Origin of the sequence: Desulfobacter curvatus DSM 3379, assembly GCF_000373985.1 — a bacterium.
GTDB lineage: Bacteria > Desulfobacterota > Desulfobacteria > Desulfobacterales > Desulfobacteraceae > Desulfobacter > Desulfobacter curvatus.
This window is the reverse complement of the sequence record NZ_KB892946.1, coordinates 35686-48559: the sequence shown is the minus strand read 5'-3', so window position 1 is coordinate 48559 and position 12874 is coordinate 35686. Positions and strand designations below refer to the sequence as shown.

The 12874-nt window shown below is 47.8% G+C and carries 10 protein-coding genes; 7 read left to right on the top strand and 3 right to left on the bottom strand.

Going from position 1 to position 12874, the window contains the following annotated elements; all coding sequences use genetic code 11:
• The first annotated feature begins 10 nt into the window (after window positions 1–10).
• The 5 genes from B147_RS0105195 to B147_RS0105175 all read left to right on the top strand — a co-directional run bounded on the left by B147_RS0105195 (window position 11) and on the right by B147_RS0105175 (window position 6876).
• Window positions 11–994: a virulence RhuM family protein/type II toxin-antitoxin system death-on-curing family toxin gene (locus B147_RS0105195; RefSeq protein ID WP_020586181.1), complete on the top strand. Its 984-nt coding sequence runs from the start codon at window positions 11–13 to the stop codon at window positions 992–994.
• 23 nt (window positions 995–1017) lie between these two features.
• Entirely contained in the window at window positions 1018–4089 is a 3072-nt protein-coding gene (locus tag B147_RS0105190) for a type I restriction endonuclease subunit R (protein ID WP_020586180.1), read from the top strand.
• Window positions 4090–4227: 138 nt separating this feature from the next.
• Window positions 4228–5079, top strand: coding sequence for a sirohydrochlorin cobaltochelatase (locus B147_RS0105185; RefSeq protein WP_020586179.1), 852 nt, complete (start codon window positions 4228–4230; stop codon window positions 5077–5079).
• A 34-nt stretch (window positions 5080–5113) separates the two neighbouring features.
• Window positions 5114–6070 carry an SdiA-regulated/phytase-like domain-containing protein gene (locus B147_RS0105180; protein ID WP_020586178.1) on the top strand — a complete coding sequence of 319 codons (957 nt, stop codon included), beginning with the start codon at window positions 5114–5116 and terminating at the stop codon, window positions 6068–6070.
• 95 nt (window positions 6071–6165) lie between these two features.
• On the top strand, window positions 6166–6876 hold the full coding sequence (locus B147_RS0105175; RefSeq protein WP_020586177.1) for a TerC family protein: 711 nt from the start codon (window positions 6166–6168) through the stop codon (window positions 6874–6876).
• 19 nt (window positions 6877–6895) lie between these two features.
• Here the strand turns inward: B147_RS0105175 and B147_RS0105170 are convergent, their stop codons facing one another.
• The gene (locus B147_RS0105170) at window positions 6896–8680 is read right to left on the bottom strand and encodes an SLC13 family permease (protein ID WP_020586176.1); all 1785 of its coding nucleotides are present in this window, start codon (window positions 8678–8680) and stop codon (window positions 6896–6898) included.
• A gap of 644 nt (window positions 8681–9324) precedes the next feature.
• Here B147_RS0105170 and B147_RS0105160 point away from each other — a divergent pair.
• A complete protein-coding gene (locus B147_RS0105160) occupies window positions 9325–10185 on the top strand; it encodes an NAD(P)-dependent oxidoreductase (RefSeq protein ID WP_020586174.1) in 861 nt (286 codons plus the stop codon).
• A gap of 220 nt (window positions 10186–10405) precedes the next feature.
• Here the strand turns inward: B147_RS0105160 and B147_RS0105155 are convergent, their stop codons facing one another.
• The gene (locus tag B147_RS0105155; protein ID WP_020586173.1) at window positions 10406–10771 is read right to left on the bottom strand and encodes a CGGC domain-containing protein; all 366 of its coding nucleotides are present in this window, start codon (window positions 10769–10771) and stop codon (window positions 10406–10408) included.
• 273 nt (window positions 10772–11044) lie between these two features.
• Window positions 11045–11410, bottom strand: coding sequence for a VanZ family protein (locus B147_RS0105150; RefSeq protein ID WP_020586172.1), 366 nt, complete (start codon window positions 11408–11410; stop codon window positions 11045–11047).
• Between the two features lie 130 nt (window positions 11411–11540).
• Between B147_RS0105150 and B147_RS0105145 the strand changes: the two genes are divergently transcribed.
• The gene (locus B147_RS0105145) at window positions 11541–12740 is read left to right on the top strand and encodes a patatin-like phospholipase family protein (RefSeq protein ID WP_020586171.1); all 1200 of its coding nucleotides are present in this window, start codon (window positions 11541–11543) and stop codon (window positions 12738–12740) included.
• The last annotated feature ends 134 nt before the right edge of the window (window positions 12741–12874 follow it).

Below are 12874 nucleotides of genomic sequence, written 5' to 3'. Positions count from 1 at the left end.
GGAGACCCCAATGACCGATGACAGCCGCATTCAGATCTACCAGAGCCCGGACGGCGAAACCTGTGTGGACGTCCGGTTTGAACAGGAAACGGTTTGGCTGACCCAGGCCCAGATGGTGGAATTATTCGGCCGGAATGTGTCCGTGATTTCACGCCACATAAAAAATGCACTCCGGGAAGGGGAAGTCAGCGAAAAAAGCAATTTGCAAAAAATGCAAATTGCTTTTTCCGACAAACCGGTGACCCTTTATGACCTGGATGTGGTCATTTCTGTGGGATACCGGGTGAAATCCAAACAGGGTGTTCAATTTCGCAGATGGGCAACCCAGCGGTTACGGGATTATTTAATTCAGGGTTATGCCGTCAATCAGAAACGCTTTGAAGAAAACGCAGCAGAACTAAAACAGGCCTTGGCCCTGATCCAAAAGGCGGCCCAATCCCCGGCCCTTGCCACGGACATGGGCCGGGGACTCATCGACATCATGGGCCGTTACACCCACACCTTTCTGTGGCTCCAGCAGTACGACGAAGGCTTGCTGAAAAGTCCGGCCGGGATTTCCGGCGGCACCCTTCCCACCCCCGAAGAGGCCATGGCATCCATCCTGGAGTTGAAAAAACAATTGACGGCAAAAGGTGAAGCATCGGAATTGTTCGCCGGCATGTCCCGGCCTGACAGCATCGAGGCGATTTTCGGTAATCTCGACCAGACCGTGTTCGGGGAGCCTGCCTACCCCACCGTTGAAAGCAAGGCGGCCCATCTGTTATATTTTGTGGTGAAAAACCATCCGTTTATTGACGGCAACAAGCGGAGCGGTGCGTTTTTATTCGTGGATTTTCTTCACCGCAACGGTCGCCTGATAAGAGCAAACGGTGCGCCGATCATCAATGACACAGGGCTAGCGGCATTGACCCTGCTGGTGGCCGAGTCCGATCCAAAGCAAAAAGAGACCCTGATCAAACTGATAATGAATCTGTTGTGCGAACCGGAATTTTAACCTTTTTCAAAAAGGAGTGTCACATGGTCAGCCAAACCAATGAACAAGCCCTGGAAGCTGCCATTGAAAGAAAGTTGACCGGTACCTGCCTCGAAGATCTCAAAACTGCGGCCCGGGATTTGGACGAAGTGGCGGAAACCCGTACGCCCTTTGACACCCACCATGGATATGAGATCGGATATCCCCAGCATTTCAATCCAAGATTTGCCGTAGATGAAAAAAAATTCTGGGCCTTTCTTGAAACTACCCAGGAAAAAGAAGTTGAAAAGCTGAAATGCAAACGACCGGGAAGCGATGAATGGCAGCGAAAGATCCTTGAGCGCCTGGACCGGATGATCAAAACCAAGGGGCTTTTGCACCTGCTCAAAAAAGGCTTGGGCGTTGATGATGCCCATTTTTCATTGTTCTATCCGGCGCCGTTGGCAAGCTCTGCCCTTCGGGTAAAAGAGCAGTTTCAAAGCAATGTGTTCAGTGCCACAAGACAAATTCATTATTCCCTGGACAACCCCGGTGAATCCATTGACCTGGTGCTGTTTATCAACGGCCTTGCCTTTGCCACCCTGGAATTGAAAAACCCCTGGACCGGCCAGACCGCAAGATTCCACGGCCAAAAGCAGTATCGCATCCAGCGGGACAACAAACAGCCCCTGCTCCAATTCGGCCGGTGCCTGGTCCATATGGCCGTGGATACCGATGAGGTCTATATGACCACCAAACTTGCCGGTCCATCCACATTTTTCCTGCCCTTTAACAAGGGCCATGACCAGGGTGCCGGCAATCCCCCCAATGCACACGGGCATAAATCCGCCTACCTCTGGGAAGCGGTGTTCAGCAAGGCAAGCATTGCCAATATCATAGAGCATTTTGTACGCCTGGACGGCAAAGCCAAAGATCCGCTGAATAAACGGACCCTGTTTTTCCCCAGATACCACCAGATGGATGTGGTGCGCAAACTGGTGGGACACGCGGCGGAAAACGGGGTGGGACAGACCTATTTAATTCAGCATTCGGCCGGGTCCGGCAAATCCAACTCCATCACCTGGACTGCCTACCAGCTCATTGAGACCTATCCGCAACATGGCCTGGTCCCCGGCGCCAAGGATACGGAGCGCCCGTTGTTTGATTCGGTCATTGTGGTCACGGACCGGCGGCTCCTGGATAAGCAGTTGCGGGAGACCATCAGAGAATTTTGCGAAGTAAAAAACATCATTGCCCCGGCATACCGGGCCGCAGATTTAAAAGCAGCCCTGGAACAGGGCAAAAAGGTGATCATCACAACCATCCAGAAATTCCCCTTTATCCTGGACGGGATCAGTGATTTGAGTCAAAAAAACTTTGCCGTGATCATTGACGAGGCCCACAGCTCTCAAAGCGGTTCCGCCCATGACAATATGAACAGGGCCATGGGCAGGGCAAGGGACCGGGAAAGCGCCGGGGACAATGAGGTCCTGGACGCCCAGGATAAAATTCTCAAAGCCATGGCCGAACGAAAAATGCGGGGCAATGCCTCTTATTTTGCCTTTACCGCCACCCCCAAAAACAGCACCCTTGAAAAATTCGGCATCAAGCAGGATGACGGACAATTTAAGCCATTCCACCTCTATTCCATGAAACAGGCCATTGAAGAGGGATTTATCCTGGATGTCCTGGCCAATTACACCACTTATAAAAGCTATTACGAAATCCAGAAATCCATACAGGATAATCCGTTGTTCAACACCCAGAAAGCCCAGAAAAAACTGCGGGCCTATGTGGAACGTCACCAGCAGACCATCGATATCAAGGCGGAGGTGATCCTTGACCACTTTATCCCCCAGGTGGTGAACGCCAAAAAGCTTAGAGGCAAAGCCAAGGGCATGGTTATCACCCAGAATATTGAAGCCGCCATCCGGTATTACAAGGCCGTCACCCGGTTGCTGGATGAAAAGGGTAATCCTTTCAAGGTATTGATTGCCTTTTCAGGTTCCAAAGCGGTGGACGGCATTGAATATACCGAAAGCCTGATGAACGGATTCAGCGACGGCGAAACCAGAGACCGGTTTGATGGGGACGATTACCGTTTGCTGGTGGTGGCCAACAAATACCTGACCGGGTTTGATCAGCCCAGGCTGTCGGCCATGTATGTGGATAAAAAACTGCAGGACGTTCTGGCGGTCCAGGCCCTGTCCCGGTTGAACCGGTCCGCGCCAAGTTTAGGCAAAAAGACCGAAGACCTGTTCATCCTTGATTTTTTCAACAGTGTGGAGGATATCAAAACCGCCTTTGACCGGTTTTATACCGCCACAAGCCTGTCCCGGGCCACAGATGTCAATGTTCTGCATGAACTCAAAGAGTTCCTGGATGAGCAAGGGGTGTATGAACAGCAAGAAGTAGAAGAATTTGTGGCCCGTTATTTCAACAACGCCGATGCCCAGCAGTTAAGCCCCTTTATTGACGTTGCAGCCGATCGGTTTAACAAAGACCTTGAACTTGAAGATGAAGACAAGGCTGACTTTAAGATCAAGGCCAAGCAGTTTGTTAAAATTTACGGGCAGATGGCCGCCATCATGCCCTTTGAGATCATTGAATGGGAAAAATTATTCTGGTTTTTAAAATTTCTGATCCCCAAATTGATCGTCAAAGATCCCAAGGCAGATGAAATTGATGAATTGCTCAACTCGGTTGACCTATCTTCCTATGGATTGCAGCGGGTGAAATTAAACCACGCCATCCGTCTGGATGACGAAGAAACCGTCGTTGAGCCCCAGAACCCCAATCCCCGGGGTGCCCACGGCGGGGATGACGAACATGATCCTTTAGATGAAATCATCCGCAATTTCAATGAACGCTGGTTCCAGGGCTGGAGCGCAACGCCCCAGGAGCAACGGATTAAATTTTTGAGCATTGCAGACAGCATCAAGGCCCACCCCGACTTTAATGACAAATATAAAAACAATCAGGATACCCAGACCCGAATTCTGGCCTTTCAAAAAATATTTGAGGATGTCATGCTCAAAAAGCGGCGAGACGAACTGGAACTATACAGACTTCTGGCAGGGGATGCCGTATTTAAGTCGGCTATGCAGCAAAGTTTAAGACAGATTGTGGATGGATAAGCGACCCGTAGGCTCAAGCCGGATAATAACATCCAAGGGCTGACATAGGCTATCAACAACACCCAAACTTACCCCGCAACAAAACCTAACAGAGATTTAACACCCCTATTAGGACTTTAAGATAAAAAGGATAGTATAATGCACCAGCATGGCTACATCGGCCGCAAAATGCGGCTGCCGAAACTGAAGGATCACCCGGCAATCATTATTGCAACCTTTGGCTCTTCAACCAAGGGCCAGGTTGCCATGAACGCAGTTGAAACCCAGATTTCCGAAAATTTTGCCGGCCATCAAATATACTGGGCGTATACTTCGGAGATCATCCGCAGGAAAAAAGGATTGCCAAGTCTTCTGGAAACCCTGGCCAAAGTAGAGTCTGACGGGTATCGCAAAGCCGTTGTTCAGCCGTTGCATATTTTTCCCGGCACAGAGTACCAGCAGGTCCGGGAATCTTCTCTATATTTCCCCGGATTGCGGGTGATCGTGGGTGAAACCCTGTGCCACCGGTGGAATTTTATTGAAGCGGTCCTGGAAGAGGTGTCAGGGGATTTTCTCATCGGGGAGGATCAGATCAACTTGCTTGCCCTGCACGGAACGCCTCTGGCGGCAGATCCGGTGAACACGATATATATGGGCATCAATCATCTTGTTTCGGGTATGTATGACAATGTTTATGCCGCCACGGTTGAAGGGGTTCCCAATATCCAAAGCGTTGCCAACCAGATTAAAAAAGACCATGCCCGGACACCGTTTACCCGGATTCGCCTGATCCCCATGATGTTTCTGGCCGGCAGACATGTGGAAGCTGACCTTATGGGTGACAAGGAGAGCTGGCGCACAATATTTGAAGCAATGGGAATTGAAGTGGACTGCCCCACCATCACCTGCGGGGCACAGGAATATTTCAAGGGATTGGCATATAGAAAACCGTGCATCCAATTTTTCTGCCAAAGACTTAAGCGGGCACTGGATCTTATGAAACACTATTAAGGCCGTTCCACAAAAGACAAAATAGGACTATCCAATGAAGAACCTGTTCATTCCACCCCTGGCTGCAGGAATTGCAATACTGTTGTTCTGCGGGGCCTGCCGGGCTGACACAACTCACCAACCAACAGCATATAAGGATGCGGTCCGTTGCGGGCGCATATCATCCCCTCAGCTATCAGAACTCTCCGGGTTTGCGGTTTCCCGGAAAACACCTGGGCTGTTGTGGGCAATCAATGACAGTGGCAATCCCCCTGTGGTTTACGGCCTTTCCACCAAAGGGACGTTGCTTAAAACCTATAAAGTCAGCGGCGCAACGAACTGGGACTGGGAAGACCTTGCCGGGTTCCGCTACAGGGGAGAAGATTTCCTTGTCATTGGAGATGTGGGGGACAACTGGTCGGCGCGTCCATTTAATACGCTTTATTGTGTAAAGGAACCGGCACCTGGCAACCAAAGCAATGGCACAATGCAACTTGAATGGGAAATGACATTCAGATACGAGAACGGCCCCCAGGATTGTGAAGCCGTGGCCGTTGATGCGGCAAACCAAAAAATTTATCTGCTGAGCAAGCGCAGCACCCCTCCTGTTCTATATGAACTGCCCCTGGACATGCCCTGCAAAAAATCAATGTATACGGCCAGAGCTGTGGCTAAGATCAAAAACAGTTCCGGGCACCCCCCGAAAGCCCCAAAGAAACCCTATGCCAACTTCCGATCCCTGCCTACGGCCATGGATATCAGTGCCGACGGTAACACCCTTTACATTTTAACCTACAAGCACGCCTATGTATATTCACGCACCCCGGACCAACCCTGGGACCCGGTATTTTCAAATCCACCCCTGCAGATCACCTTGCCTTCTGCCTCCCAGACCCTGGTCCAGCGTGAAGCATTGGGACTTGACCAGACCAGTGGAAACATTTTTATTACATCGGAAAAAAAACCTGCGCCCATCTATGTGGTTGAGCCCATATTCCCGCGGACACGCTGATCTGACGAATATTAAGGGCCGTAAATCTTCTAAATTGATTTACCTTTTCCAAGGTGCTATTTTTTATGAATAAATTTTAAATAGAAAGGAATGAAATGACAGATTCGATGGCGTTGCTGGCCCTGCTCATCGGCTTGGAACTGGTTCTTGGTATAGACAATATTTTAGTAATATCCATCCTGGTGTCAAAAATTGAAAAGGAGAGGCGCGATTTTGCCAGGGTTATAGGCCTTTCTCTGGCCATGGTAGTACGGATTATCATGCTCTTTATACTGCTGAAGCTGGCGACCCTTACCAATCCGGTTATTTCGCAATTTTCGATTCGCGATCTCATTTTAATGGCCGGGGGCATGTTCTTGCTTTGGAAGGCAGTATCGGAAATTCATCACACCATTGAAAAGGAAGAAAAGCACCACGAAAAACAATCGGGAGGCTCGGTTGTTATGACTGCAGCAATTTCCCAGATCGTACTTTTGGACATTGTCTTTTCCATAGATTCGGTGATCACTGCCATAGGCCTTACTGACAAAGTATGGGTGATTATCTCCGCGGTGATTGCCTCTTTTTCCGTGCTCCTGTTCTTTGCAAAACCTGTGGGAGAGTTTATCCTCAAGCGTCCATCCATTAAAATCCTGGCCCTCTCTTTTCTAATCACCATCGGCATCACCATTTTCATGGAAGGAATGCACAAGCATGTACCCAAAGCCTATATTTATCTGCCCATGGGATTTGCTCTCTTTGTGGAAGCGCTGCAACTCAGGTATGAACATAACAAGGCCAAAAAGGAAAAAGCCGGCTCCCTTTAACACTTACGAACGTCCGGTATTAAAACGGCCAGAAAACAGGTATAAAAAGGCCTGCCATAACAATGACCAATATATTCAACGGCAAGCCCAGCTTGATAAAATCTGAAAATTTGTACCCTCCGGGACCATAGACCAGCAGGTTTGTCTGGTATCCAATAGGACTGGCATAACAGGCACTTGCGCCAAAGCAGATGCCGATGATAAATGGCCTGGTATCAACGCCAAGCGAGACCGCTGTAGATATGGCTATGGGAAGCAGGAGTACGGCGGTTGCGTTATTACTTAAAATATGGCTGCAGACACTGGTCAAAAAAATGATGGCAAAAAGGATTATATGCGGTCCCTTGCCGTTGAACAGATTTAAAAACGTCTGGGCATAGAGTTCGGTTGCACCGGTTTTCTGCATGGCCAGCCCCAGAGCAAGGGTCCCGATAATCAGGAGAAGCACTTCAGACTGAAGAGACCTGTAGGCATCTTTCAAACTCAGGCAATGGGTAATTGTCATCAAAAAAACGCCGGCAAGGGCACAAATCATGATGTCGCTGAGTCCGAAAGTGGCCGCCAGAACGACGGCGGCAAAAATGCCGGAGGCAATACCGGCCTTTTCTTTGTCAATGATGGTGTGGTGAATATCCTCAATGATCACAAAGTCTGAACTTTTTCTGATTTTATCCAACTTATTCCTGGGGCACTGAACCAGGATAATATCGCCGATCTTAAGTTTCACTTTTTGTATTTTGCGGTAGGAAAAATAACTCATGCGGCTTCGTATTGCGATAATACGGATATCCGAATCGTATTGTAGTTCTGCAGATATCAAAGGCTCCCTTAAAAGGGATGAAACCGGGGGGATGATGAGTTCTACAATGAGATCGTCTTCGGGTTTCCCGCCAAAGGTGAGACTTTTATCATCATTAATTAATGATAACTTTTTACTCTGCAAACAGGAGATCAGGTCCTGTGCCGCCCCCTTGACCAGAAGAATGTCGCCAGGCATTATGGTCACAGCCTGTCTGGATGGATCAAAAATGCTGCCGTTCCTGAAAATTTCAACCACATCCAGATCTAAATTTTCACCGGCATACTGACTGATATTGCTCTCCCCGATCAATGGACTTGTTTCAGTGACCATCAGTTCTGCAATATATTTATTTTCCTTGCCTTCATCCAGCTCGCATACGGGGCCAATCCGGCCGGGCATCAGTTTGGGTGCAATCAAGAATAAAAAAAGGATGCCCATTAGAGCGATGGGCACGCCAAGGCGTCCAAGCTCAAACATGGAAAGCTGGTCATAGCCTTCAATGTAGGCAAGATCACTTACAATGATATTGGTTGACGTGCCGATAAGCGTAGATGTGCCGGCCAGAATCGACACATAGGACAATGGAATGAGCAGCTTGGACGGAGAAAAATCACACTCACAGCTCAAGGCCATGACAATGGGGATAAAAAGAACCACAACCGGTGTATTATTGATAAACGCCGACAACACGGCAACGGCCGCAAGAATAATAAAAAACGCAGACTTCCGGTTTCCTTGGGAAAATTTTAGAACCAGTTCCGTCAGAAAACCGACGGCGCCGGTGCGGATAAGCCCACGGCTCAACAGAAACATTGCCCCAACAGTGATCACGGCAGGATTGGCAAACCCTGCCACAGCCTGCGCCGGAGTGAGAATACCTGTCAGTGCGAGAAGAACCATGATGCCGATGGCGGTTTTATCAACCGATATTTTTTCGGAAATCAAAAGAACCAGAGTCAGGACCAGAATAAGTGACACCACAACAATAGGCATAGTCATCATGGGGATAAACTTTCTTTGTTTCCACCCCAACACTGCAAGAATGTTTTACCCTCCGTCCTAACAGGTATAAACATGTATACAGTGCCGGGGTAAATCTACACTCAGGTTAACAACAACTGACACTCGGCGTCCATTGAATCCGCTTTACATGGACAATATAAATTGACAAGCCCTTTCTGCCAGGCACGACTTTCATTCATCGGAAACCCTGGACAAATATCATCGTTCTCGGATGTTTCCCGGGGTATAAATATATTCCACCATCTGTTTTCTATATCTAATATCATCATACACCTCCGTGTATTAAGATTAGATTCCAATTCAGGCAAATGACAGCAATGCCTAACTTTTATAAGTTAGTTCAAAAAATAATTATTTCAATACCCGCAAACAAAATGGTAGGCTAAAATTTAAAAAAACATAATGACGACACTATGTCCAATAACGGCCATGGGCCGACCTGGTCTATCAACACCCAGGCTCGACCCACAACAAAACATGAAAGTAACTTAGCAACTTATTGGTACGTTCATATAACAGCCATGGGCTGACCTGACATATCAGCACCGAGGTGTAGCCCACAACAAAGTAAGAAAGTAATTCAACAACTTATTGGAACTTTCTTATAAAAAGGGGAGGGTAAAATGAAAGTTTCCTTTATCGGACTGGGAATCATGGGCAGCCGGATGGCTGCAAATCTATTGAAGAAGAATAAAACCTTAACGGTTTTCAACCGGTCTGCCGACCCCATTCAAGAATTAGTAAAACAAGGGGCGGTTGCTGCGGATTCATATCGAGATGCGGTCAAGGATGCCGAAGTTGTATTTACTATGCTGCCCCTCCCGGAAGTGGTTGAAACAGTCGCCTTTTCGAAGGTGGGCTTTGTGCCGGAAATGAAAAAGAATGCTGTCTGGGTGGATTGCTCGACCGTAAACCCTTCTTTTTCCTGGAAAAGTTTCTTACGAGCAAAAAAGCGCGGCATCCGGTTCATGGATGCGCCGGTATCGGGAACAAAACCCAATGCGGAAAACGCAGACCTGACTTTCATCGTCGGTGCAGCAAAAAATGACCTGGAAACCGTTAAACCTTTGTTGGAATATATGGGAGAAAAAATTATGCATGTGGGAGAACCCGGCAAAGGTACGGCATTCAAAATGTTGGTGAATTCGCTGTTAGCCCAGTCTATGCTGGCGCTTTCGGAAAACATACTGCTCGGGGAACAGCTTGGATTCCCAAGGGATTTCTTACTGGATACCCTGCCGAAAATGTCGGTCACTGCTCCGTTTACTCAAGCCAAGGCGGAAATGATCCGCAAAGACGATTTTGAAGTCCAGTTCCCTTTGGAATGGATGCACAAGGATCTGCACCTGGCGGCCCTGACCGCATATGAACAGGGTCAGCCTCTGCCATTGGCAAACTTGGCAAAAGAACTTTATGCCGCTGCAAAACAAGACGGTCTTGGCCGGAAAGATTTTTCCGCAATTTATCAGTTTATGAAAAACTGATCCGGCCTTTGGACTTTTTACGGATTAATCAAATATGGGTAAGGGTATAACTGGGAGTTAATAATCCCCCCAATTGCCTATAATTTTTATAAAAACGGTAAATTCAGGGACTCGGAGGAGATAAATTCCACAAATTTTTCGCCGTGGATACAAAAAAGAAGTCAAACAATTTTTTGGGAAGTATTCTTTCCGAGTCCCTTAATACTCACCTGGACGCTATTCAAGCAAAAATATTGTCCGGTTTATAAGGATGGGTACCCTCGATGACGTCAACCCCTGATTTTGCCTTGATCTTTTTAATGATTGTATCTTTATGGGGACAATGATCAGTGATACAGGGGGCAATATGAATCTTGGTTACTTTTTCGCCCATGGGCTTGTTCCACAGACTAACTTGGGCCAGCCGGGTGACAATGGTTGCCCCTGGACAATCACCGCAGTTGATCATCCCCATGACCTCTGCGTCCGTGTCTTTGTAAGCCGCGAACTCACCATCTCTGCGGTTGAATCCCACCAGGCATCTGCTGCACCCGATGCAAACATCATCCATCGCTTTTTTACAACCGACTATCAATACTTTTTCCATGTCCCTTTCTCCTCTTTAGTGTTGGGTTTAAATTTTTAATCAACCTCACAAGGAAAGATTTAAAGCAATGGTTGTGCCACATAAAACAAAAGCAATAGAACAATTCGAATTTACTTTTGTTTTCAATATATTATTATAATCCTGTAATGGCTCCTATTTTCCTGGAACAAAAACCGTATCATCAATCAGGGGCACCAAGTCGCACTGGTGCAACCCTATCTTGAATTCAAAAACCGGCTGATGCAATTTGATTAAATTGTATTAATGCACTGATTACATTGCCTGTTTTTCAGATATGATGAAATTAATCAGCCCGCCAATAACCGCCCCACATATGACACCTGAAGAATTTGCAAACATATCCATCCATTCTCCATAGCGATTTATAAACGGTTGAATAAGCTCAATGGCGCCACTGTATAAGACAAAAAACAAACCCAACAGTACCCAATTAGCGGGCTTTCGAACTGCTGCCGGCAACATGAGCATGGCGTAGGCAATGAAATGATGTATTTTATCGGTGCCGGGTGCCGGAGGTAATGCATCTAACGGCAAAAGAGAAAAAACCGTAATTATTGTTAAAATAATCAAGGTTAAAGTTTTCCACCGTTTTTTTATTTCATCTACCACTCTTTTCATTTAAATTTATTTCTCAAAACCAGAAGCGAATTGTCAAGAAAAAACGATTGACAGGGTTTGCATGATTTATAATAGCATGCATGGCTGTATATAGGATAACAATCATTTCAACTGACAGGATTTAATACCCATGCCTGGTTCGCGTAAACCTATTCACACAACCGTAATCTATTTTGCCGTCATGGCGGTACTCGTTGCAATAACAGGCTGTGGAGGCGCGGCACTGAGGAACTCCGACCCTCCCGAGCTGAGTGCCAAGGTAGAAATCCCCGGTATTCCACGTGCCCGTTTCTGGGGGGATGAATGGCCAGAGGCCCTGCGCACAGCATCGGAGTCAAACCTTAGCCAAGCCTCAAGCTTATACAATACCCGTCATCATTACCTGGCCATTTCCAGAGGCGGCGCCAACGGGGCCTTTGGCGCAGGGCTTTTGTGCGGATGGTCTGCTGCGGGGACCCGGCCGGAATTCACCATGGTCACAGGAATCAGTACCGGTGCGCTAACCGCGCCCTTTGCCTTTCTTGGGTCAAAGTATGATGATACCCTGAAAACCATCTATACAACGATATCCACCAAGGACATCGTTAAAAAGAAAAGTGCTTTTGCAATCCTGTTCAGCGACTCCATGGTGGACACAACACCTCTGAAGGCCATGATCGCCAGATATATCAATGCATATATCGTTGACGCCATTGCCGGGGAATACAAAAAGGGACGACGGCTGTTTATCGGAACATTCAACCTTGATGCGGACCGTTCGGTCATCTGGGACATCGGGGCCATTGCCGTGAGTAATTATTCAGGCAAACTTGAACTGATCCATGAAATTCTCAGAGCTTCTGCCGCCATCCCAGTTGCCTTTCCGCCGGTAATGATTCAAGTTGAGGCCAATGGAAAAAAGTTTGATGAGCTTCATGTGGACGGCGGAACCAGCTCCCAGGTCTTTGTTTATCCAGCTACCGTTGACTGGAAATCCATCATGGAGCGTTCAAAGGTCCAGGGAACGCCTGAAGTGTATGTGATTCGCAACTCCTTTCTGGAATCTGATGTCAACGGGGTAAAACCCCAGCTGATTCCCATTGCGACCCGGTCCGTGGATTCCCTGATCCGGACCCAGGGAATCGGTGATTTTTACCAGATCTATGCCCTGTGCCAGAGGGACGGAACGAATTTCAATCTGGCATGGATCCCTTCTGATTTCACAGAAAAGCCTGCGGAAAGCTTTGACCCGGTATATATGGAAAAACTGTTTGATCGGGGCTTTCAGATGGCCCGGGAGGGGTATCCGTGGGAAAAGGCCCCGCCGGGTTTCATTGTTAATCCTGAATAGTTGCAATTCGTATTGTCTCAGAACAGCCCGTTCAATAAAAAAGGGCAGGAAACGGGGAAAAACTACCACCGAACCTGCCCTTGAGTCTACCGGCCGTAGCCGCAGGGGCCATATTTCAGGCTTGAGACAATCTT